This window comes from Marilutibacter chinensis, from assembly GCF_021725675.1.
Taxonomy (GTDB): Bacteria; Pseudomonadota; Gammaproteobacteria; order Xanthomonadales; family Xanthomonadaceae; genus Marilutibacter; species Marilutibacter chinensis.
Map to the genome: position 1 here is coordinate 55,867 of NZ_JAKJPO010000008.1, position 23,071 is coordinate 78,937.

Below are 23,071 nucleotides of genomic sequence, written 5' to 3' on the forward strand. Positions count from 1 at the left end.
GAATCCCGCGTCGGGGTCCGCACGGGCTCGTGCGGACTCCTCGATGAGAGCCATCGCATGACCGGTCATCCACACCTTCCAGCCGACGCCGTCGGCCTGGGCCTGCGGCGCGCGCTGCTGGACCCGCTGCAGGCCGCGCCCGCAGGCGCATTCGATTTCCTCGAATGCGCCCCGGAGAACTGGATCGGGGTGGGTGGCCGGCTTGGCGAGGCGCTGGATGACCTCGGTGCCCGCCACCCGCTGACCTGTCATGGGCTGTCGCTGTCGCTGGGCGGCTGCGCACCGCTGGACGAGACCTTCCTCGGCCGCGTCCGCCGCTTCCTCGACCGCCACCGGGTGCCGCTCTACAGCGAACACCTGAGCTACTGCAGCGACGACGGTCAGCTCTACGACCTGCTGCCGATCCCGTTCACCGACGAGGCCGTGCACCACGTCGCCGCCCGTATCCGCCAGACCCAGGACATCCTCGGCCGCCGGATCGCGGTCGAGAACGTCTCCTACTACGCCGCCCCGCACCAGGGCATGGCCGAGACCGACTTCATCAACGCGGTGCTGGCCGAGGCCGACTGCGACCTGCTGCTCGATGTCAACAACATCTACGTCAACGCGATCAACCACCGCTACGACGCCAGCGGGTTCCTCGCCGCGATGCCCGGCGAGCGGATCGCCTGCATCCATGTCGCCGGCCACTTCGACGAGGCCGACGATCTGAAGGTCGACACCCATGGCGCCGCGGTCAAGGAGGCGGTCTGGTCGCTGCTGGGCGAGGCCTATCGCCGTTTCGGGCCGCGTCCGACGCTGCTCGAGCGCGACTTCAACTTCCCGCCGTTCGCCGAACTGCTCGGCGAGCTGGACACGGTCCGGCGCACGCTGACGGCGAACCGCCCGGCCGAGCCGCGGCACGCCCATGCCTGAGGACACACCGCGCGGCATGCCGGCCGTCGCGCCGCCGCAATTGCGTGCGCAGCAGTTCGAGCTGACCCGCCACCTGCGCGATCCCGATGGCACGCCCGCGCCGAAAGGCATCGAGCCGCGCCGGCTGAAGGTCTACCGCGAACTGCTGTTCAACAACATCGAAAGCCTGCTGGCCGGCAACTTCCCGGTGATCCGGCGGATCCTCGGCGACGACTGGCCGTCGCTGGTGCGGCGGTTCTATCGCGAACATCGGTGCCAGACGCCGCTGTTCCCGGAGATCGCACGCGAATTCCTGCGCTTCCTGGAGACCCGCCCCGAAACGGGCCCGCCCTGGCTGGCGGAACTGGCCCATTACGAATGGGTCGAGCTGGCCTTACAGATCGCCGAGGCCCGGGCCGACGATGTCGAAGCCGACCCCGACGGCGACCTGCTGGAGGCCAGCCCGGTGCTGTCACCGCTCGCCTGGCCGCTGGCCTACCGCTGGCCGGTCCACCGGCTCGGCCCCGACCATCTTCCGCAGCAGCCTCCGGACACGCCGACCCTGCTGATGCTGCGACGCGAGTCCGACGGCCGGGTCCGCTTCTCCGAACTCAGCGCACTGGCCTACCGGCTCGCGGAACTGATCGACGAGACTGCCGACGCCCGCCCTCGCCCCAGCGGCCGCGCCCTGCTGGAGACCCTCGCCGCCGAGGCCGGCGTGCCCGCGGACGCGGGCTTCATCGGCCAGGGCCTGGCCCTGCTGCGGCAGATGCGCGCCAGCGCGGTGCTGCTGGGCACGGTGCCGGCAGGCTGAGCCCGGCACCCTCGGCATTCCACCCCAAGGCCGTGACTCGCGGATGGCGGTCTGCGGCCTCTTCCTGCGCGAATGCGGACCGGGCCGCACCAGGCGCGGCCACACCGGTCTGCTACGCTTTCGCCATGCATATCCCCCGTGAAATCGCCGCCGCCGTGCGCCCCACCGGCACCAGGGCGGCCGCCCTTTCGCCCCTGGCCACGCGTTTCCGTGGCTACCTGCCGGTGATCGTCGATGTCGAAACCGGCGGCTTCGACTGGAACCGCCATGCACTGCTCGAGATCGCGGTCGCGCCCATCGACGTCGACGAGAACGGCCAGTTGTGCGTCGGCGAGGTGACCGGCAGCCATGTGGTGCCGGCACCCGGCACCGAGATCGATCCCAAATCGCTGGAAGTGACCGGAATCGACATCGACCACCCGTTCCGCGATGCCCTGCCCGAGCGTCCGGCACTGGAGCGCGTGTTCGCGCCGGTACGCGCGGCGGTCCGGAAGCATGGCTGCCAACGCGCGATCCTGGTCGGCCACAACGCCCACTTCGATCTGAACTTCCTCAACGCCGCGGTCGCCCGGTGCAACCACAAGCGCAATCCGTTCCATCCGTTCAGCGTGTTCGACACGGTGAGCCTGGCCGGCGTCGCCTACGGCCAGACCGTGCTGGCGCGCGCGGTCCAGGCGGCTGGACTCGCCTGGAACGGCGAGGAAGCGCACTCGGCGGTCTACGACACCGAGCGCACCGCGCAGCTGTTCTGCCGGATCGTCAACGCCTGGCCGCAGCCGCCGCTCTGAGCGGACGGCGGCTCACGGCGTCGCCAGCTTCAACCCGACCAGGCCGGCGACGATCAGCAGTACGCTGATCGCGCGCAGCAGGTTCAACGGCTCGTCGAACAGCACGATGCCGAGTACCACCGTGCCGACCGCGCCGACACCGACCCAGACCGCGTAGGCCGTGCCGACCGGCAGCGACTTCATCGCGATTCCGAGCAGGCCGACGCTTATCGCCATCGCGGCAACGGTGCCGACCGACGGCCATAGCCGGGTGAAACCTTCGGTGTACTTCAGACCGATCGCCCAGCCGATCTCGAACAGGCCGGCAACGACGAGAATGATCCAGGGCATGATGGTGGCTCCAATGGATGGGGCCGTCCCCGGATGACATGGAGCGGCGGGGTCGTCCCCGCTTCCGTTCGCGGCGACGGCCGCGGACGGGGGCATTCTCCCACGCAGCCGCGTTCCGGCCTTGCCGCCGGATGAACGTTCAGCCCGCGGCCGCCCGCGCTTCCACGCCGATGTTCTGCCGCCGTTGGCTCAGCCCAGGCGCTGGCGTACCGCCTCGAACAGGGCGACGCCGCTTGCGACGGACACGTTCAGGCTCTCGACGCCGCCCTCGGCATCGGCACCGGGCATCGGAATGTTCACCAGCTGGTCGCAGTTCTCCCGGGTCAGTCGACGCAGGCCGTCGCCCTCGCCGCCAAGCACCAGCGCGACGTTGCCGCGCAGGTCGAGCCGGTAGATCGGGGCGTCCGCCTCGCCGGCCAGACCGTACAGCCACACACCAAGCTTCTGCAGCTCGCGCATCGCCCGCGCCAGGTTGGTCACCGCCACCACCGGCACCCGGTCGGCGGCGCCGGCCGAGGTCTTGCGCACGGTCGCGTTGACCTGCACCGCCTTGTCCTTCGGAATCACCACCGCCGTTGCGCCGGCCGCAGCGGCACTGCGCAGGCAGGCGCCGAGGTTGTGCGGGTCCTGCACGCCGTCGAGCACCAGCAACAATGCATGCCCCCCGGCGGCCTCGACCAGCCCGGCCAGTTCGTTCTCGCTCCAGCTGCGCGCCGCGGCGTAGCGTGCGACCGCGCCCTGGTGGCGCAGGCCGCCGGCGACACCGTCCAGCGCCTGCTGGGTGACACGACGCACATCGATGCCCTTGCGGCGGGCGTTCGTCTCGATCTCGGCCAGGCGCGGGTTCTTCGCACCTGCCTCGATCAGTACTTCCCGCACGTGCTCGGCGTCATGCTCGACCGCGGCCGACACTGCGTTGATGCCGGCAACCCATTGATTTGCGCTCATGCCTCGATTTCTCCGGAACGGCCTCGGCCACGGACTCACGCGGATCGACACGGATGAAAAGCATCGAACGGACGCTTCATCCGTCGCCATCCGCGCCAATCAGTGGCCCATCAGTATTTCTGCTTCTTCCGCTTCGCCGGCTGGCCGCGCGACGGCAAAGGCTTCACGCCATGGTCTTCGACCAGTTTGAAGTCGATCTTGCGGTCCTCGACGCTGGCCTTCATCACCACGATGTCAGCGCGGTCGCCGAGGCGGAACTCGCGTCCGGAGCGCTCCCCGGTCAGGGTCTTGCGGATCGGATCGAAGTGGTAATAGTCGTTCGGCAGCTGGGTCACGTGGATCAGCCCATTGACCTTCGACTCGTCCAGCTCGACGAACAGGCCGAAGCTGGTGACCCCGCTGATCACGCCACCGAACTCGCCGCCGACGTGCTGTTCCATCCAGGCGGCGCGGTAGCGCTCGTCGACTTCGCGCTGGGCCTCGTCGGCACGTCGCGAGCGCTCCGAGCATTGCAGCGACAACGCCGCCATCTGGCTCGGCGAATAGACGAACTTCTCCGGCTTCGCGCCCGACAGCACGTGCTTGATGGCGCGATGGACCATCAGGTCCGGATAGCGGCGGATCGGCGAGGTGAAGTGCGCGTAGGCCTCCAGCGCGAGACCGAAATGGCCGCTGTTGTCCGGCGCGTACACCGCCAGGCTCTGGCTGCGCAGCAGCACCGACTCGATCAGCGTCGCGTCCGGACGCTCGCGGATCTTCTTCAGCAGTTGGGTGAAATCGCGCGGCTGCACCTTCGCCCATGGTGGCAGACGCAGCTTGAACTCCTTCAGGAATTCCTCCAGGTCGGCGTACTTCTGCTCCGGCGGACGTTCGTGGACGCGGTACGGCGCCGGCACCTCGTGCGCGAGCAGGAAGCGCGCGGCCTCGACGTTCGCGGCGATCATGCACTCCTCGATCAGCTTGTGCGCATCGTTGCGCTGGAGCATGCCGGCCTGGACGACCTCCCCGCTGTTGTCGAGCACGAAACGCACCTCGCCGCTCTCGAACTCGATCGCACCGCGGCGTTCACGCGCCTTCGCCAGTATCCGGTACAGCTGGTGCAGGCGCTGCACCTGCGGCAGCAATCCGCCGATGACGGCCAGCGCCTCGGCACGGTCCTCTTCCGGGATGCCGTCGCCGACCGCGTTCCACACCTGGGTATAGGTCAGCCGCGCATGCGAATGCATCACCGCTTCGTAGAAGCGCGACTCGACGACCTCGCCGTCGCGGCCGACCTGCATGTCGCAGACGAAACACAGCCGATCGACCTTCGGCTTCAGCGAACAGATGCCGTTCGACAGCGTCTCCGGCAGCATCGGCACGACAAAACCGGGGAAGTACACCGAGGTCGCGCGTGACTGCGCCTCCTCGTCCAGCGGCGCTCCAGGCCTTACGTAATGGGAGACGTCGGCGATCGCGACCACCAGGCGGAAGCCGCGACGATTGGGTTCGCACCACACCGCGTCGTCGAAATCCTTCGCGTCCTCACCATCGATGGTGACCAGTGGCAGGTCGCGGATGTCGACACGCCTGGCGGCGACACCGGGATCGACGTCGACCGGCACGTCCGCCGCTTCGTCGAGCACCGCCTGCGGGAACTCATGCGGAATCTCGTGCGCGTGCAGCGCCGCCTGCACCGCCAGCGAAGCGGTCAGCCGCTCGCCGAGCACGGTCAGGATGCGGCCGATCGGCGGGCGTCGCGCGTCGGGCGGCTGGGTGATCTCGGCGACCACCAACTGGCCGGGACGCGCATCGCTGCGGGCATCGGCCGGGATCATCACGTTGCGCTGGATGCGCGGATCGTCAGGCACCACGTAGGTGATGCCGACCTCTTCGGTGAAGCGGCCGATCAGGCGGTTGAGGCGGCGCTCGAGTACCTCGACGATCGCGCCCTCGCGACGTCCGCGCCGGTCCATGCCGGTCACGCAGGCCATCACGCGGTCGCCATGCATCGCCTTGCGCATCTCCAGCGGAGGCAGGAACAGGTCGTCGCCGCCTGCGTCGGGACGCAGGAATCCGAAACCGTCGGGGTTGGCTATCACCACGCCCGGCACCAGGTCCATCTGCTCGGCCGGTGCGTAGGCGCCCTTGCGGTTCTGCAGCAGCTGGCCGTCGCGGACCATCGCCCGCAGCCGCGCGGTGAGCGCGTTGAAACGCTCCTCGTCGGCCAGCGAGAGACGCTCGGCCAGCGCCTCGATCGTCATCGGGCCGTCGGCGGCGACCAGCAGACCGAGGATCATCTCGCGGCTGGCGATCGGATTGGCGTACCGCGCGGCCTCGCGCTCGGCATGCGGATCGCGGCCGCTTCGCGCCTCCGTCGCAGGCACGGGACGGCCGGCGCGTGCAGCACGGAAGCCTTTCGGTGGCGGTTCTGGCATCCATGCAGGCGCCTTCGCGCCTCGCCTGGGGCCCTTCGCCGACCTGGCGCCGGCAACGTCGTTGCGATCCGCGGGCTTCCTGGCCGACGGCACCTTCTTGCTCTTGCTGGATTTGCCGCGGGACGCGGATTTCTTGCTCATGGGGAGGGATGATGACAGACCGGCGCGGAAGCGGCGGTGACGAAATGAAAGTTCGCGCCTGTCCTCGTCCCGGCGGTGCGGTCAGTCCCGCAGAACGAGGCCGTGGTCCTCGTTGATCGAACCGTCGGGCTCAAGCAGCGCACAGCGGGTCCTGCCGCGGTCGTAAACAACGGGCAGCGGATCCCGGAACAGGGGACGGCGGACGAACTCCAACACCCAGCCGAACTCCTCGAGGGTCCGCAACGTCGCCAGTTGCTCCGGAGTCAGACCGGCTCGCAGCCGCTCGGGCGAAAGCGGGATATCGCCGACACGCCGTTCCCTGTCGTTCATTCGGACGCTCCCCCGGTGCAATGATCGCCGCCCTCGGCCTGGAACCGATTCTCATCGAACGGGGGCGAATCAGCTGAACAGGGGCCAACCGACAGCCGGCCGGATTGCCAGATCGTGCCGGCGGCCGCAAAAAACCCCGCACTCGGCGGGGTTCCTGTCGTAACGGCTGCGAAGCCGCCGCGAAATGTATGGTGCCCAGGAGAGGACTCGAACCTCCACGGTTTTACCCGCTAGTACCTGAAACTAGTGCGTCTACCAATTCCGCCACCTGGGCCAATCGCGCCGCAGTTGCTGCGCGAGCCGCGTATGTTGCGGCGCGATGAATGCCTTGTCAATGCCCTGCGCGGATTTTTCTTCCGCCGCTCCGGCAGCGCCGTCGGACGATCCCGACCTTGCCGCCCGCACCTGCCGGGACTATGGTCCGGGGATACACCAAGAACCGCGGGCGGCGCTCCCCAGGGCGGCGCCCGCATTGCCATGGAGACTGCCAATGACCCGTCCGATTCCACCGCCCATCGTCATTTCCGAACTCGACGCCGAGCGCATCGAGACCCTGCTCGAAACTCCGCTCGCCGGATCGCTGGATACCCGTGCGCTGGAAGCCGAGCTCGACCGCGCCGAACGCGTGGCGCCGACTGCGATGCCGCCCGACGTGGTCAGCATGAATTCCGTCGCCCGCGTACGCGACGAGACCAGCGGCGCGGTCCGCGAGATCGCGCTGGTCTATCCGCGCGATGCCGATGGCGACCCGGGACGGGTGTCGATCCTCGCGCCGATCGGCACCGCCCTGCTCGGACTGCGTGTCGGCAGCACGATCCGGTGGCCGCTGCCCGGCGGACGCAGCACCCGGCTGACCGTGGAGGCGATCAGCTACCAGCCCGAGGCGGCCGGCGACCTGCATCGCTAGTCCGGACCCGCCCGCCGCGAACATACCGGCCCCGGCTGGGCCCCGATCCGGCCGCGCCTCCGCGCTGCCGAGTGCGCGGCGGTCCCTGCGCCCGGCCCGCTGCCCTAGAATGCGCGGATCGCAGTCCGCAATCCCGAGTCACGCATGACCGAAACCGTAAGACCGGCGTTCCATGGATTCGAGCAGATTCCACTGAAGGAGTACGCCGAGCGCGCCTATCTCGACTACTCGATGTACGTGGTGCTCGACCGCGCCCTGCCGTTCCTCGGCGACGGACTGAAGCCGGTGCAGCGCCGCATCGTCTATGCGATGAGCGAGCTGGGCCTGAACGCCGCCGCCAAGCCGAAGAAGTCCGCCCGCACCGTCGGCGACGTGATCGGCAAGTACCACCCGCACGGCGACAGCGCCTGCTACGAGGCGATGGTGCTGATGGCGCAGCCGTTCTCGTACCGTTATCCGCTGATCGAGGGCCAGGGCAACTTCGGTTCCAGCGACGACCCCAAGTCGTTCGCGGCGATGCGCTACACCGAGGCCAAGCTGACCCCGATCGCCGAGGTGCTGCTGGGCGAGCTCGGCCAGGGCACGGTCGACTGGACCCCGAACTTCGACGGCACCATGGAGGAACCGACCTGGATGCCGGCGCGGCTGCCGCACCTGCTGCTCAACGGCACCACCGGCATCGCGGTCGGCATGGCCACCGACGTGCCGCCTCACAACCTTAACGAGGTGGTCAGCGCGACCGTGCGCCTGCTCGACGACCCCGACGCGACCACCCGCGACCTGTGCGAGCACGTGCTCGGCCCCGACTACCCGACCGAGGCCGAGATCATCACCCCGCGCGCCGACCTGCTGTCGATGTACGAGACCGGCCTGGGCAGCATCCGCGCGCGCGCCGTGTACGAGAAGGAAGGCACGAACATCGTCGTCACCGCCCTGCCCCACCAGGCCTCGCCGGGCAAGGTGATCGAGCAGATCGCGACCCAGATGCGGGCCAAGAAACTGCCGTGGCTGGAAGACCTGCGCGACGAATCCGACCACGCCACCCCGACCCGGATCGTGCTGGTGCCGCGCAGCAACCGCGTCGACATCGAACAGTTGATGGGCCACCTGTTCGCGACCACCGACCTGGAGAAGAGCTACCGGGTCAACTTCAACGTGATCGGCCTGGACGGCCGCCCGCAGGTCAAGGGCCTGAAGGCGTTCCTGGGCGAATGGCTGGCCTTCCGCGCCGACACCGTCACCCGCCGCCTCAAGCACCGCCTCGAAAAGGTCGAGCGTCGCCTGCACCTGCTTGAAGGCCTGCTGATCGCCTTCCTCAACCTCGACGAGGTGATCCGCATCATCCGCAGCGAGGACGAGCCCAGGCCGGTGCTGATCCAGCGCTTCGAGCTCAGCGAGGACCAGGCCGACTACATCCTCGAGACCAAGCTGCGCCAGCTGGCGCGACTGGAGGAGATGAAGATCCGCGGCGAGGAGTCCGAGCTGGATGCCGAACGCGACCGCCTGATCGCGATCCTCGGCAGCAAGGCCAAGCTCAAGAAGCTGGTCAAGGACGAGTTGCTGGCCGATGCGAAGAAGTTCGGCGACGCCCGCCGGTCGCCGCTGGTCGCACGCGGCGCCGCCCAGGCGATGTCCGAGACCGACCTGGTGCCGAGCGAGCCGATGACCGTCGTGCTCAGCGAGAAGGGCTGGGTCCGCGCGGCCAAGGGTCACGACATCGACGCCGCGGCGCTCAGCTACCGCGAGGGCGACAGCCTGCTGGCAGCGACGCGTAGCCGCAGCACCCAGCAGGTCGCCTTCCTCGATTCGACCGGCCGTTCGTACTCGACGATCGTCCACTCGCTGCCTTCGGCGCGCGGCAACGGCGAACCGCTGACCGGCCGTTTCTCGCCGGCCGCCGGCGCCTCGTTCCAGGCGCTGGCCAGCGGCGACAACGATGCACGTTTCGTGCTCGCCTCCAGCCACGGCTATGGCTTCGTCACCCGCTTCGAGAACCTGACCAGCCGCAACAAGGCCGGCAAGGCGATGCTGTCGCTGACGCTGAACGCGAAGGTGCTGCAACCGGCGCCGGTGGGCAGTATCGAACAGGATCGCGTGGTCGCGGTGACCAACGTCGGCCACCTGCTCGCATTCCCGGTCAGCGAGTTGCCGGAGCTCGACAAGGGCAAGGGCAACAAGTTGATCGACATCCCCAAGGCCAAACTCGGCACCGAGCGCGTGGTCGCGGTGGCGGTGGTGCCGCCGGGCGGCACGCTCAGCGTGAAATCCGGCGCGCGCACGATGAGCCTGTCGTTCAAGGATCTCGACAACTACCTCGGCAGCCGCGCCACCCGCGGCGGCCTGCTGCCGCGCGGCTGGCAGAAGGTCGAGGGCTTGGCGGTCGAATAGACGTGACTGTCCCGGGCGCGGCCTCCGGCCCGGACTACCGAGCGAGGCGCACATGCAACCGGACTTCTGGCACCAGCGCTGGCACGAGGGCCGCATCGGCTTCCACCAGGACCGGCCGACCCCGCTGCTGGTCGAGCACTGGCCGTGGCTCGGCTTCGGCGAGGGCAGTCAGGCGGCCGGCACGCGGGTGTTCGTACCGCTGGCCGGCAAGTCGCTGGACATGGTCTGGCTCGCCTCGCGCGGCCACCGCGTGCTTGGCGTCGAGCTGTCGGAACTGGCAGTGACCGGGTTCTTCGCCGAACACGGACTGGAACCGCAGGTGTCGGAGTCGGCCTCCGGGCGTCACTACAGCGCCGGCGGCATCGAGTTGATCTGCGGTGACGTGTTCGATCTCGACCCGGCCCTGCTCGCCGGCTGCGACGCGGTGTTCGATCGCGCCGCCCTGATCGCGCTGCCGCCGGACCTGCGCGGGCGCTATGTCGACGAGGTGTATGCGCGCCTGCCCGGGGGGTGTCGCGGCCTGCTGATCACCCTGGAATACCCCCAGCACGAGAAACAGGGGCCGCCCTTCAGCGTGACCGCCGACGAGGTGCATGCGCGTTTCGACCGCGACTGGCGGGTCGAGACCCTGCAGCGCCGCGACATCCTCGCCAAGCAGCCCGGCTTCGTCGCCGAGGGCGTGACCGCGCTGGAGACGGCGGTCTACCGCCTCCAGCGCCGCGACTAGGCCTTCACGGCTTCCTCGAAGACCTCCGCCAACGCCTCGGGCGGCATGCGCAGGACGGTCGGATTGACCTGCATCGCGAACTCGCCGGTGGAGGCATTGGTCCAGGGCAGCCTTACCCCGCGCCTGGCGGCACGCGTCACCACGGCCTGCGGAGCGACGCCTTCCACCGAAAGGAAAAAGCGGCTGGTACCGTTCGGCAGCTTGCGGAATCGCAATCGCCGGTTCGACTCGAGCATCGCGATCAACCGGTCCATCGCGCGCCACGACTGCGCGTAGACATCCTCGTAGCGATCCACGTATTCGGCCGCCACCGCCGCCACCGGCCAGGCCTGCGGCAATGAGCCGCCGAACATGCGACGGACGTGATACAGGCCGTCGATGAAGGACGCGTCGCCGGCAAGAATCGCTCCGGACATGGCATTGAAATGCTTCCACAGCGACACGAACACGGTATCGAAGAGCGCTGCGTACTCGCGGACGCTTCGGCCCGAGTGGTATGGCAGGTTGAACAGACGGGCACCGTCCAGATGCAAACGGATGCCTTGCGCGCGGGCATACCGGCATACGCGCTCCATCTCGTCGAAATCGACGCTCTCGTGATCGCGGCGGCGCACCGGCGACTCGATGGAGATCGCCCCCACGCCCGTCGGCACCCGGCCACCGCCGGAGCGTTCGACCCAGCGCCTGACCTCCTCAACGGTGAACGCTGTGCGTCCCTCGGCCAGCGGAATCAGGTTCAGGCCGCTGAGCAGTTCGCCGCAGTCGCCGCTGTCGCAGTAGAAATGGCTCTCCGCCTGCACCAGCACACGGCGGTCGTTTCCGGCAAGCCGGCGCAGAGCGAGGTGGTTGGCCAACGTGCCGGTGGGCACGAACATCGCGGCCTCCTTGCCCAGCCGCTGCGCGAACGTCCTCTCCAGCGCTCCGATGGCGCCGCCGTTGGAGTAGTTGTCGCCGACCAGTCCATCGGACTGCGTCATCCGTTGCAGCAAGGTGGCGTACTCGCGCGGACTCATCCCGAGGCCGTCGTGGAAGAAGTTGACCTCGCGGAACAGCTCCGGAGCCGATCCTGTCTCATCGTCGACTCCGGCACCCGACACCAGCCCCAGGGCGGGGGCCAGTGCCGTCAGACCGGTGGATCCCAGGAACTGGCGTCTATCCATGGCGATGATCTCCAGATGGTTGAAGCACATGGTCGAAGCACGATGCTAGCGGCGTTGCCCATCAGTCCGCCATGGCCATCTCGTGCACCCCCGCCACCGCGCGGCCGGACGGATCGGCGGCACTGGCGAACGCGGCATCCCAGGCGATCGCCGCCGGCGACGAGCACGCGATCGACTTGCCGCCGGGCACGGTCGCCGCGCAGGCGGGTCCCGGAAAATACTGTTCGAAGATGTGCCGGTACAGATAGGCCTCCTTGCTCTGCGGCGGGTTGACCGGGAAGCGGCTGGCCGCGGCAGCGAACACGCGGTCGCTGACCGTCGCTTCCGCATGCGCCTTCAGGCCGTCGATCCAGCCGTAACCGACGCCGTCGCTGAACTGCTCCTTCTGCCGCCACAGGATCGAGTCCGGCAGGTAGCCGTCGAAGGCCTCGCGCAGCACCGCCTTCTCGATCCGGCGACGGGCGCCGTCGCCTGCGCCGACCATCTTGCGGCTCGCGTCCATCGACATCGCAACGTCGAGGAAGTCGACGTCCAGGAACGGCACCCGCGCCTCCACGCCCCAGGCCATCATCGACTTGTTCGCACGCAGACAGTCGTAGTTGTGCAGCGCGTCGAGCTTGCGGATGGTCTCGTCGTGGAACTCACGCGCATCCGGCGCCTTGTGGAAATACAGATAGCCCCCGAACACCTCGTCGCTGCCCTCGCCCGAGAGCACCATCTTCACTCCCATCGCCTTGATCCGCCGTGCGAGCAGGAACATCGGGGTCGACGCGCGGATCGTGGTGACGTCGTAGGTCTCGATGTGCCGGATCACTTCCGGCAACGCGTCCAGCCCCTCCTCGAAGGTGTAGGTGAAACCGTGGTGGACGGTACCCAGCGCCTCGGCGGCGACCGCCGCGGCGGCGAGGTCGGGCGAACCCTCCAGCCCGACCGCGAACGAATGCAACCGCGGCCACCAGGCCTCGGAGGCATCGTCCTCCTCGATCCGGCGGCGTGCGAACCGCGCGGCGACCGCCGCGACCAGCGAGGAATCCAGCCCGCCCGACAGCAGCACGCCGTATGGCACGTCGCACATCAGCTGGCGATGCACGGCCGCCTCGAATGCCTCCCGCAGCGCCTGCGGGGAAACCTCGACACCGCGGGTGGCGTCGTGTTCGCGCCATGACCGCGTGTAGTAGCGGACCAGTTCCCCCTGCTCGCTGTCGTAGTAGTGCCCGGGCGGGAACTGGGCGACGTCGGCACAGGTATCGGCCAACGCCTTCATCTCCGATGCGACGCACAGTCTGCCGTCGCCGTCGTGGCCCCAGTACAGCGGACAGACGCCGACCGGATCGCGGGCGATCAGGCAGCGCCCGCGCTCGCGATCCCACAACGCGAACGCGAAGATGCCGTTGAGCCGGTCCAGCCAGGCACCGGTCGCATCCGCGGTTCCGCCTTCGCGCTCTGCAGCCTGCAGGCAGGCCTGTAGATACAGCGCGTTGATCACCTCGCAATCCGAGCCGCTCTGGAAGTCGTAGTGCCGTTCCAGCGACTGTTCCAGGTCGCGGTGGTTGTAGATCTCGCCGTTGACCGCCAGCACCAGCCGGCCGTCGCCGGAGCGGATCGGCTGCGCGCCGCCGGCTGGATCGACGATGGCGAGGCGCTCGTGGACCAGGACCGCGCCTTCATCGGCGTATACCCCACTCCAGTCGGGACCGCGATGGCGCTGGCGCTGCGATTGGCCGATGGCCTGCCGGCGCAGGGCGGCGACGTCGTCGCCCGGCTGCAGGCCGAATATTCCGAGGATCGAACACATGCGATGTACTCCATGAGCAGAAACGTGGATGGGATGGGTGAGGCGGGAACTCGGAAGCGAAAACTCGAAGGCTGAAAACAAAAAAGCCCGCACTTCGCAGTGCAGGCCGGGGAGAGCGATGAACTCTGGGTGCTAGCTACTAGTCACCGGCCTGTGGCGGGCAGGTGTTGTTATTCGAATTGAAGCGGAAGGAAGCCACGCGGCAGCGGCCCTGGCGGGCGGCGGCGGAACGGAGCGGGACGTGGCAGAGGTGCATGGGGCGATCCTGACCCAGTCCGGGTACGCTTGCAAGCGACGCTTTCATATGTAACGACCCGGACCGGGCATGCCGCGCGGACGCGGCCGGGTACCGTGGCGATCGAGCGATAATCCGGGGCACCGGAGCCGCACCAACCGGATTTCACGAAGGGGAACGCATGGCGCGCTGGCTGATACGGGGAACACTTCTTGTCCTGCTGGGGTCCCTGCTGCTGTTCGCGGCGGCATGGATGCTGATGGCCGCCAGCCTGCCGGCGCTGGAAGGCGAGAAGGCGCTGCCGGGCCTGTCCGCACCGGTCACCATCGAGCGCGACCGGCTCGGCATCGCAACCATCTCCGCAGCGAACCGGCTCGACGCGATGCGCGCGTTGGGCCATGTGCACGCGCAGGAGCGCTACTTCGAGATGGACCTGATGCGACGCACCTCGGCGGGCGAGCTGGCGGCACTGTTCGGTCCGGTCGCGATCGAGGCCGACAAGCGGCACCGGGTCCATCGGATGCGTGCGCGGGTGCGGCGGCACCTGGACACCATCACCGGCGACCAGCGCGACCTGCTGCAGGCCTACGTCGACGGCGTGAATGCCGGCCTGGCCGACCTGAGGGCGCGTCCCTGGCCGTACCTGCTGCTGCGCCAGGCGCCGGAACCGTGGCGGGCGGAGGATTCGGCACTGGCCGCCTACGCCATGTACTTCGACCTGCAGGACGCATCCAATGCCGACGAACTGGCGCTGTGGCGGATCAAGCCGCACCTGCCGGAACCGCTGTTCGAACTGCTGACCCACGGCGGCAGCCGCTGGGATGCGCCGATCACCGGCGTGCCGGTGGGCGACGCCGTCCTGCCGGGCCCGGACCAGGTGGATCTGCGACGGCTGCCGGCCGTGACCGCCGCGATGGCCCCGCTGCGCGAGGCGCCGGTCAAGGGCAGCAACAACTACGCGGTCGCAGGCACGCTGACGGACGATGGCCGCGCGATCGTCGCCGACGACATGCACCTGGGCCTGCGGGCACCGAACATCTGGTTCCGTGCCCGGCTGCGCTATGCCGACCGCAATGCCCCCGGTGGCCGGGTCGATGCGACCGGCTTCACCCTGCCCGGCATGCCGGCGATCGTCGTCGGCAGCAACGGTCATGTCGCCTGGGCGTTCACCAACAGCTACGGCGACTGGCTCGACTGGAAACGGCTGCCGCCCTGCCCGGCCGGCGCGGCGGAGGCCGAATGCCTGCCCGGCAGGACGATCGTCGAGCGCATCGAGGTGGCCGGGGCGGACGCGGTCGATTTCGAGATCGAGGAAACCCGATGGGGACCGGTGATGCACCGCGACGACGACGGCCATCGTCTCGCGTTGCGCTGGGTCGCACATCTGCCGGGCTCGCTGAACCTGCAGCTCTCGCGTTTTGTCGAGGCCGGTTCGGTCGACGCCGCGCTGAGGATCGCCGACCGCACTGCGATTCCAGCGCAGAACCTGCTGGTCGGCGACAGCAGCGGACGGATCGCCTGGCGTCTGCTCGGACCGCTGCCCGATCGCGCGGAGGGCTGCATCGCGTCGCCGACGGCCGGCGACGCGATCCCGGACCGGCACACATCCTGTCCTCCATGGGCGCTCGGGCCATCGACTTCGTTGAGCGTTTCCGGCCCCGACCGCTCCCGGCTATGGACCGCCAATACGCGGGTGGTGGACGGCGACATGCTCGCGCGGATAGGCGACGGCGGCTACGCGCTGGGCGCACGCGGTGCGCAGATCCGCGATGCGCTGCAATCGCGCGAGCGCTTCGACGAACAGGCGCTGCTGCACGTGCAACTCGACGATCGCGCCGTGTTCCTGGAGCGCTGGCACGAGTTGCTGCGGACGCAGGCCGCGACCGCCGGAACGCCGGCCCTGCTCGAGCTGGCCGCCGCCAGCGAGGACTGGTCGGGACGCGCGAGTATCGACTCGGCCGGCTACCGGATCGTCCGGGCCTGGCGCAGCAAGGTACTGGAGCGGATCGCCGACGGGCTGGTCGCGCCGGCGCGTCACGCACTCGGTGATGATTTCGAGATGCCGGAACTGCGCCAGCTCGAAGGCGTGGCCTGGCCGCTGGTCCGGCAACAGCCGATGCACCTGCTGTCGGCCCGCTACGACTCCTGGCAGGCGCTGTTCGAGGATGCGGCAATCGCGCTGCGCGACGACCTCGCGGCACAGGGGCCGCTCGCAGAGCGCAGCTGGGGCGAGCGCAACACCGCGCGGATCTGCCACCCGCTCTCGCGGGCACTGCCGGGCGTGGTCAAACCGCTGCTGTGCATGCCGGCCGAACCCTTGCCGGGCGACGGCAACATGCCGCGCGTGCAGGGACCGGACTTCGGCGCGTCGGAGCGGATGGTGGTGGCGCCCGGCCACGAGGACGACGCCATCGCACACATGCCGGGCGGACAGAGCGGCCATCCGATGTCGCCGTTCTGGGGCGCCGGCCACGACGACTGGGTGCACGGCCGTCCGAGCCCGTTCCTGCCCGGTCCGGCGGAGCACACGCTGACCCTGGCTCCAGCGCGCGATTGATCGGAGGAGCGCCGCTACGCCAGCAGGCGTTCGATCAACGCGAGGTACAGCTCCGGCAGCGCCTCCAGGTCGGCAACGCGGACATGCTCGTCGACCTTGTGGATGCTGGCATTGACCGGTCCGATCTCGACGCAGTGCGCACCCAGCGGCGCGATGAAACGCGCGTCCGAGGTGCCGCCACCGGTGCTTTCCTCGGGCGGCTCGCCCGCGAAACGTGCCAGCACCTCGCGCGCGCTCGCCCTGAGCTCGCCTTCCGGGGTGAAGAAGGGCTCGCCGCTGCGGTGCCAGCGCAGCTCGTGGTCGAGGCCGTGCGCATCGAGGATGGCCGTACAGGCCTCGATCAGGCGCCCGGCATCCCAGTGCGGGTTGTAGCGCAGGTTGAACAGCACCTGCAGTTCGCCCGGAATCACGTTGTTCGCGCCGGTGCCGGCATGGATGTTGCTGATCTGCAGGCTGGTCGGCGGGAAGCTCTCGTATCCGTCGTCCCAGCGTTTCGATGCCAGTTCGTCGAGCGCCTTCAGCGCCAGGTGGATCGGGTTGCGCGCCTTGTCCGGATAGGCGACGTGTCCCTGCAGGCCACGGACGGTCAGCGTCGCCGACAGGCTGCCACGCCGTCCGACCCGCAGCAGGTCGCCGAGCTTCGTTTTCGACGACGGCTCGCCGGTGATGCACCAGTCGATCCGCTCGCCACGCTCGCGGAACAGATCGGCAACCCGGCGCACGCCGTCGATCGCGTCGCCCTCCTCGTCCGATGTCAGCAACAGCGCCAGACGGCCCCGATGCGACGGGTGCAAGGCGGCAAACCGCTCGGCCGCGACCACGAACGCGGCGACGCTGCCCTTCATGTCGGCGGCGCCGCGCCCGTAAAGCACGCCATCGCGGATCGTCGGCTCGAACGGATCGCTGGTCCAGGCCTCGCGCGGACCCGGCGGCACCACATCGGTGTGCCCGAGCAGGACGAGGGTCGGACCATCGCCCCCCCCGTGGGTCGCCCACAGGTTGTCGACCTTGCCCAGGCGCAGGTGCTCGCAGGCGAAGTCCGCCGCCTGCAGCCGCGACGCGATCAGCGCCTGGCAGCCAACGTCGTCCGGGGTGACCGAGGCGCGCGAGATCAGTTCACGGGCGAGTTCGAGGACATCGGACACCGGTTCAGACCCCGAAGCGCTTCTTGAAGCCGTTGTCGGAAAAGCCCTGGCTGACGACGCCGTCGCCGGTCACCACGACCGGCCTGCGCACCAGTTGCGGGTACTCGCGCAGCAGCAACTTCCACTCGGCGTCCGAGCCCGGTGCCTTGCGATGCGCGGGCAGATTGCGCCAGGTGGTCGAGGACTTGTTGACCATCGCATCCCAGCCGCCGAGCCTGTCCTTCCACTCGACCAGGGTTTCCGGCGTGCGCGGCTCGTCGCGGTAGTCGACGAAGACGTGCTCGATGCCGAAGCGATCCAGCCACTTGCGCGCCTTGCGGCAGGTATCGCAGTTCTTCAGTCCGTACAGGGTGGTCATCGCTCAGTCCGCCAGCCCGCGCAACAGATCGTTGATGCTGGTCTTGCTGCGCGTCCTCGCGTCGACCTGCTTGACGATCACCGCGCAGTAGAGCGAGTGCGAACCGTCGGCCGCCGGCAGCTGGCCGGACACGACCACGCTGTAGGGCGGCACCGAACCGTAGCTGATCTCGCCGGTCGCGCGGTTGTAGATGCGGGTGCTCTGGCCGAGGAACACACCCATGCCGATCACGCTGTGGTGACCGACGACGAACCCCTCGACGACCTCGGAACGCGCGCCGATGAAGCAGTGGTCCTCGATGATGGTCGGGGTCGCCTGCAGCGGTTCGAGCACGCCGCCGATACCGGCGCCGCCGGACAGATGGCAGTGCTTGCCGACCTGGGCGCAGGAGCCGACCGTCGCCCAGGTGTCGACCATCGTGCCTTCGCCAACGTGCGCGCCGATGTTGACGAAGCTCGGCATCAGCACCACGTCGCGGCCGATGTGGGCGCCTCGCCGCGCGATGGCTCCAGGGACGACGCGTGCGCCGAGCTGGCGGAACGCGGCCTCGTCGAAGTCGGCGAATCGGGCCGGGATCTTGTCCCAGAATGGCGCCGGATAGGCATCGACGACTTCCATCTCCTGGGTGCGGAAGTACAGCAGCACCGCCTTCTTCAGCCACTCGTTGACCTTCCAGCCACCGTCGCCGTCGGGCTCGGCGACGCGGAACTCGCCGCTCTCCAGCCCGTCGATCACGCGTTCGACCGCCGGCCGGGTCGATCCGTCGATCTCGTCGACGGTCAGCGAGGTGCGCCGTTCGAACGCACTCTCGATCACGAACCGCAGCTCGTCGCCGGCGATGCCGCCGGCCATGGCCGGCACGACGCCGGTTTCCTTCTTCGGGGTCATCAACAGTCTCCTTCGATGCAGGCCAGCAGCGCCGCACGCAATGCCTCCTGCCGGTTTTCGTCAAGCGGGCGATCGCTGCCGTTCTCGTCCACGGCAGTGACCTGGAACAGGTCCTCGGCGCGCTCGCCGAAGGTCGCGATGCGGGCATCGTGCACCCGCAGTGCCTGGTGGCGAAGCGCGCGGGCCACGTCGGCGAGCAGGCCGGGGCGGTCGGTACAGACCAGGCTGAGCTGGGTGCGCCCGCCGCGGGTGGCGTCGAACGCGACCTGCGGGGCGATGCGGAAATGGCGCAGGTGACGCGGCTGGGTACGGCGCGGCGGCTTGACCTCGTCGAGATCGCCGGCCAGGGCGGCCTCCAGCCGCTGCTCGATGTCCTCGGCCGCCGGGATATGGCGCGGGTCGGACGGAATCACCTCGAAGCTGTCGAAGATCGTCCCTTCGGGACCGTCCAGCACGCGTGCCTGCTGGATCGCCAGGCCGAGCCGGTCGAGGGTGGCCACGATCGCGGCGAACAGGCCGTCGCGATCGGGCGAATGCACGAAGACCTCCATCGCGCCCGCGTGGGCTGCGACCGGACGCGCGCGCACCCGGGTGTCGCCCGGCGCGACCCCGCGCAATGCGGTCGCCTGCCATGCCAGCTGATCGGGGCGTCCGCGGCGGAACGCCGACTCTGGCATCCGCGCGAACAGCGTCTCGATCTCCGCGTCGCCGGTACCGAACGCCGCGAGCATCGCGCGCGCCGCCTCGCGGTTCTCCGCGGCCCGCTCGGTCGCCATCAGCGGATGCTCCAGCCCGCGCCGCAACGCCAGCCGGGTCGCGGTGTAGAGGTCGGCCAGCAGGCGGTCCTTCCACGCATTCCACAGTTTCGGAGACGTGCCCGCGATGTCCGCGCAGGTCAGCAGATACAGATGATCGAGCCGCTCGCGGTCGCCGAGCATGGTGGCGAAGCGATGGATCACCTCGGGGTCGGTGATGTCCTGCTTCTGCGCGGTCGTCGACATCAGCAGGTGCTTGCGGACCAGCCATTCGACCAGGCCGGCATCGGCCTCGCTCAGGCCGAGCGTGTCGCAGAACACCCGTGCGTCGTCGCCACCGAGTTCGGAATGATCGCCGCCGCGCCCCTTGCCGATGTCGTGGAACAGTCCGGCCAGCAGCAGCAGCTCGGGCTTGCGCAAGCGCGGCCAGACCTCGCGCGCCAGGGTGAAGCGCTCGTCGTGCTCGCCCGAGGCGAAGATCGAAAGGTTCTTCAGCACCGCCAGGGTGTGCTGGTCGACGGTGTAGACGTGGAACAGGTCGAACTGCATGCGTCCGGACACCCGCGCAAACGCGGGTATCCAGCGTCCGAGCACGCCCAGCCGCGCCATCCGGGTCAGGGTCTGCACCGGCGCCGGACCACGCAGCAGCTGCAGGAACCGCATGTGCAGTTCCGGCCCCGCGGCGGCGAAGTCCGGCAACGACGGCAGCCCCTCGGCCAGTGCCCGGGCGGTCTGCGAATGCAGGCCGCGGATCGCCCGCCCGGCGCCTTTCGACGCCTCGTCGCGCGAAGCCCAGATCGCGAACAGGTCGAATATCTGCGACGGCTGGCGCGGCCATTCCGCCTCGCACGCTGCAAGATAGCCGCGACGCAACTCGAACAGGCGGTCGATCGGCTCGGGAACCGGCTCGCCCTCTATCTGTTCCTCGAAACGCTGCAGCAGCCGTTCTCCGATACGCTGCACCAGCGAAGCGCTGCGATAGAAGCCCTGCATCAGTTGCTCGACAGCGAGACTGCCATCGGTGTCGACGTGTCCCAGGCGCGCGGCCAGCAGCTTCTGGTAGTCGAAACGCAACCGCTCCTCGCGCTTGCCGGCGACCAGGTGCAGGCCGTAGCGCAACCGCGACAGCGCGATCCGCTCGCGTTCCAGCGAAGCCACTTCATCGGCACCGAGCTGGCCGACCGCGACCAGCGATTCGAGGTCGGAGGTGCCGATGATCCGCAGCGCCATCCAGTGCAGGGTCTGCACGTCGCGCAGCCCGCCCGGACCTTCCTTCAGGTTCGGCTCGAGGTTGTCGGAGGTGTCGCCATGGCGCGCGTGCCGCTCGCGCAGCTCCTGCCGCTTGGCTTCGAAGAACTCGCGCGCCGGCCACACCCGTGCAGGTGCGGCGGCCGCCTGCAGGGCCTGCAGCGCGCCTGCGTCGGCATCCAGCGGACGCGATTCGATCAGGCTGGTCAGCACGGTGACGTCGGCCGCGGCCGCCTCGCTGCACTGGGCGACCGAGCGCACGGCGTGGCCGACCGGCAGCCCCGCATCCCACAGCAGGGTCAGAAAACGCGCCAACGCATCCTCGTGCGCTGACGGAGCGTCGGCCGGCCCTTCGCCGGCCTGCTCCCCGCCAACCGCCTCTTCACGAGCCGGTTCGTCGCCGGTCAGAACCAGCAGATCGACGTCGGAATGCGGAAACAGCTCGCCACGGCCATAGCCGCCGACCGCGAACAGCGCCAGGCCAGTCCCCTCGGGCACGCAGCGCCGCCACGCGGCCAGCACCTGGCGGTCGACCGACTTCGCCCGCGCCGCCAGCAGGCGGTCGACGTCGCCACCGGCGTCGAAACGCGCGGCCAGCGCCGTCTGTTCGTTCGCCAGCGTCTCGCGGGCGTGGGCCGCCCATTCGGCATCCGAGCCGCTCGTCCCCGCTTCGCCGGCGCGGACAGGCCCGGCCGTCATAGGTCGTTGTCGTCGCCGGGCAGCCGCGTCAGTATCTCGACGCCGTCGTCGGTGACCGCCACCGTGTGCTCCCACTGCGCCGACAGCTTGCGATCCTTGGTGACGACGGTCCAGCCGTCCGGCAGCAGGCGGGTGTGGCGGCTTCCCTCGTTGATCATCGGCTCGATGGTGAAGGTCATCCCCGGCTTCAGGATCACGCCGGAACCCGGCCGACCGTAGTGCAGCACCTGCGGTTCGTCGTGGTAGACCTTGCCGATGCCGTGGCCGCAATACTCGCGCACCACCGAGAACCGCTCGGCTTCGGCGAACTCCTGGATCGCATGACCGACATCGCCCAGGGTGGCGCCCGGCCGCACCGCGCGGATGCCGCGGAACATCGCCTCCCGGGTCACGTCGACCAGCCGCTGCGCCATGACCGAGGGTTTGCCGACGATGTACATCCGGCTGGTATCGCCATGCCAGCCGTCCTTGATCACGGTGACGTCGATGTTGACGATGTCGCCGTCCTTCAGGACCTTGGCCTCGCTCGGGATGCCGTGGCAGATGACGTTGTTGACCGACGTGCAGACGGTCTTCGGGAAGCCCTTGTAGCCGACGTTGGCGGGGACCGCCTTCTGCACGTTGACGATGTGGTCGTGGCAGATGCGGTCCAGTTCCTCGGTCGTCACGCCCGCCTTCACGTGCGGGGCGACGACCTGCAGCACCTCGGCGGCCAGGCGGCCGGCGACACGCATCTTCTCGATTTCTTCGGGAGTCTTGAGGGTGATGGCCATGCCGGCATTATCCCCCATTCCCGGTCGTGCCGGGCCCGCTCCCCCGCGCACCCGGGCAAACCGGCCGCACGCCCGAACCGGATGCCGAACCGCCGGAAGCACGCGACGCCACCTCGGTTCCGGCGGCACGAAACCGCTTGACAGGGCAAGTGATGAGTGGAAGGGTGGACGAAGCGCGCAACGTGCGGGCCTCGGGACGGCGGCGGACGCGACGTCTCTCCGGGGCAACAGGGGGGACCGACGCGTCGAGGGCTACTCGTCATGACCATGTCCAGACACCTGTCCACCATCCTCGTTCTCGCCGCCGCGGCGCTGCTGGCCCATCCGGCCATGGCGCAGACTGCGACGACGACCTTCCAGGTCCGGATCACGATCCAGAGCAGTTGCACCATCGACACCCCGGCACCCACGGACGTCGATTTCGGCACCCAGCCTTCCAGCGCCACGAACGTCGATGCCATCGGCCAGTTGAACGTCAACTGCACTCCGGGCACGGGTTACACCATCGCGCTCGACGACGGCCAGAACAGCGGCGGCGGCGGCGTCGGGGCACGCGCGATGGCCAACGGAGCGGACCTGGTCCCCTACCAGCTCTACAGCGACGCCGCCCGCACCACCGTCTGGGGCGAGACCACCGGCACCGACACGGTCGCGGGCACCGGCACCGGTGCCGTGCAGCCGTATTCGGTGTACGGGCGGGTTCCAAGCGCCAACTTTCCGGCTGCGAGTTATCTTGACGTTGTGACGGCCACGATCACCTTCTGAGCCGCCGCC

19 protein-coding genes and 1 tRNA gene are annotated in these 23,071 nt (G+C 69.0%); 8 read left to right on the top strand and 12 right to left on the bottom strand.

What is annotated here, in order from left to right:
* Positions 1 to 57 precede the first annotated feature (57 nt).
* The 3 genes from L3V18_RS12690 (at position 58) to rnt (ending at position 2,496) form a co-directional block, all read left to right on the top strand.
* Positions 58 to 915, top strand: a complete 858-nt coding sequence (locus L3V18_RS12690) for an HvfB family MNIO-type RiPP peptide maturase (RefSeq protein ID WP_237055446.1) — start codon at positions 58 to 60, stop codon at positions 913 to 915.
* The gene (locus L3V18_RS12695; protein WP_237055448.1) at positions 908 to 1,708 is read left to right on the top strand and encodes an HvfC family RiPP maturation protein; all 801 of its coding nucleotides are present in this window, start codon (positions 908 to 910) and stop codon (positions 1,706 to 1,708) included. The genes L3V18_RS12690 and L3V18_RS12695 overlap by 8 nt, the downstream gene beginning before the upstream one ends.
* Before the next feature lie 125 nt (positions 1,709 to 1,833).
* Positions 1,834 to 2,496, top strand: a complete 663-nt coding sequence (gene rnt / locus L3V18_RS12700; RefSeq protein WP_237055450.1) for a ribonuclease T — start codon at positions 1,834 to 1,836, stop codon at positions 2,494 to 2,496.
* A gap of 12 nt (positions 2,497 to 2,508) precedes the next feature.
* On the opposite strand, the gene sugE is transcribed toward rnt, so the two are convergent.
* From sugE to L3V18_RS12725, 5 genes are all read right to left on the bottom strand, one after another.
* Positions 2,509 to 2,826 carry a quaternary ammonium compound efflux SMR transporter SugE gene (sugE, locus tag L3V18_RS12705; RefSeq protein ID WP_237055453.1) on the bottom strand — a complete coding sequence of 106 codons (318 nt, stop codon included), beginning with the start codon at positions 2,824 to 2,826 and terminating at the stop codon, positions 2,509 to 2,511.
* A 189-nt stretch (positions 2,827 to 3,015) separates the two neighbouring features.
* Positions 3,016 to 3,774 (bottom strand): 23S rRNA (guanosine(2251)-2'-O)-methyltransferase RlmB, encoded by a 759-nt coding sequence (rlmB, locus tag L3V18_RS12710; RefSeq protein ID WP_237055455.1) that lies wholly within the window; start codon positions 3,772 to 3,774, stop codon positions 3,016 to 3,018.
* A gap of 110 nt (positions 3,775 to 3,884) precedes the next feature.
* Positions 3,885 to 6,332, bottom strand: coding sequence for a ribonuclease R (gene rnr / locus L3V18_RS12715; RefSeq protein ID WP_237055457.1), 2,448 nt, complete (start codon positions 6,330 to 6,332; stop codon positions 3,885 to 3,887).
* An 81-nt stretch (positions 6,333 to 6,413) separates the two neighbouring features.
* A complete protein-coding gene (locus L3V18_RS12720; RefSeq protein ID WP_237055460.1) occupies positions 6,414 to 6,662 on the bottom strand; it encodes a hypothetical protein in 249 nt (82 codons plus the stop codon).
* Positions 6,663 to 6,851: 189 nt separating this feature from the next.
* A tRNA-Leu gene (locus L3V18_RS12725) sits at positions 6,852 to 6,936 on the bottom strand.
* 216 nt (positions 6,937 to 7,152) lie between these two features.
* Between L3V18_RS12725 and rnk the strand changes: the two genes are divergently transcribed.
* The 3 genes from rnk to L3V18_RS12740 all read left to right on the top strand — a co-directional run bounded on the left by rnk (position 7,153) and on the right by L3V18_RS12740 (position 10,684).
* The gene (gene rnk / locus L3V18_RS12730) at positions 7,153 to 7,569 is read left to right on the top strand and encodes a nucleoside diphosphate kinase regulator (protein ID WP_237055462.1); all 417 of its coding nucleotides are present in this window, start codon (positions 7,153 to 7,155) and stop codon (positions 7,567 to 7,569) included.
* A 144-nt stretch (positions 7,570 to 7,713) separates the two neighbouring features.
* Positions 7,714 to 9,957, top strand: a complete 2,244-nt coding sequence (parC, locus tag L3V18_RS12735) for a DNA topoisomerase IV subunit A (protein ID WP_237055463.1) — start codon at positions 7,714 to 7,716, stop codon at positions 9,955 to 9,957.
* 52 nt (positions 9,958 to 10,009) lie between these two features.
* Positions 10,010 to 10,684: a thiopurine S-methyltransferase gene (locus L3V18_RS12740; protein WP_237055465.1), complete on the top strand. Its 675-nt coding sequence runs from the start codon at positions 10,010 to 10,012 to the stop codon at positions 10,682 to 10,684.
* Here the strand turns inward: L3V18_RS12740 and L3V18_RS12745 are convergent.
* Positions 10,681 to 11,844, bottom strand: a complete 1,164-nt coding sequence (locus L3V18_RS12745) for a threonine aldolase family protein (protein WP_237055468.1) — start codon at positions 11,842 to 11,844, stop codon at positions 10,681 to 10,683. The genes L3V18_RS12740 and L3V18_RS12745 overlap by 4 nt on opposite strands.
* Positions 11,845 to 11,905: 61 nt before the next feature.
* A complete protein-coding gene (asnB, locus tag L3V18_RS12750) occupies positions 11,906 to 13,639 on the bottom strand; it encodes an asparagine synthase B (RefSeq protein ID WP_237055470.1) in 1,734 nt (577 codons plus the stop codon).
* 416 nt (positions 13,640 to 14,055) lie between these two features.
* Between asnB and L3V18_RS12755 the strand changes: the two genes are divergently transcribed.
* Positions 14,056 to 16,431, top strand: coding sequence for a penicillin acylase family protein (locus tag L3V18_RS12755; RefSeq protein ID WP_237055472.1), 2,376 nt, complete (start codon positions 14,056 to 14,058; stop codon positions 16,429 to 16,431).
* A 14-nt stretch (positions 16,432 to 16,445) separates the two neighbouring features.
* Here the strand turns inward: L3V18_RS12755 and dapE are convergent, their stop codons facing one another.
* Genes dapE through map form a run of 5 tightly spaced genes read right to left on the bottom strand, consistent with a single transcriptional unit; the run spans position 16,446 to position 22,297 of the window.
* The gene (gene dapE, locus L3V18_RS12760) at positions 16,446 to 17,576 is read right to left on the bottom strand and encodes a succinyl-diaminopimelate desuccinylase (RefSeq protein ID WP_237055474.1); all 1,131 of its coding nucleotides are present in this window, start codon (positions 17,574 to 17,576) and stop codon (positions 16,446 to 16,448) included.
* Positions 17,577 to 17,580: 4 nt separating this feature from the next.
* Entirely contained in the window at positions 17,581 to 17,934 is a 354-nt protein-coding gene (locus L3V18_RS12765) for a Spx/MgsR family RNA polymerase-binding regulatory protein (protein WP_237055476.1), read from the bottom strand.
* 3 nt (positions 17,935 to 17,937) lie between these two features.
* Entirely contained in the window at positions 17,938 to 18,822 is an 885-nt protein-coding gene (gene dapD / locus L3V18_RS12770; protein ID WP_237055478.1) for a 2,3,4,5-tetrahydropyridine-2,6-dicarboxylate N-succinyltransferase, read from the bottom strand.
* The gene (gene glnD / locus L3V18_RS12775) at positions 18,822 to 21,524 is read right to left on the bottom strand and encodes a [protein-PII] uridylyltransferase (protein WP_237055480.1); all 2,703 of its coding nucleotides are present in this window, start codon (positions 21,522 to 21,524) and stop codon (positions 18,822 to 18,824) included. Before glnD ends, dapD begins: the two co-directional genes overlap by 1 nt.
* Positions 21,521 to 22,297, bottom strand: a complete 777-nt coding sequence (map, locus tag L3V18_RS12780; protein ID WP_237055482.1) for a type I methionyl aminopeptidase — start codon at positions 22,295 to 22,297, stop codon at positions 21,521 to 21,523. Before map ends, glnD begins: the two co-directional genes overlap by 4 nt.
* 261 nt (positions 22,298 to 22,558) lie before the next feature.
* Here map and L3V18_RS12785 point away from each other — a divergent pair, with 261 nt between their 5' ends.
* A complete protein-coding gene (locus tag L3V18_RS12785; protein WP_425493528.1) occupies positions 22,559 to 23,062 on the top strand; it encodes a Csu type fimbrial protein in 504 nt (167 codons plus the stop codon).
* Positions 23,063 to 23,071 lie beyond the last annotated feature (9 nt).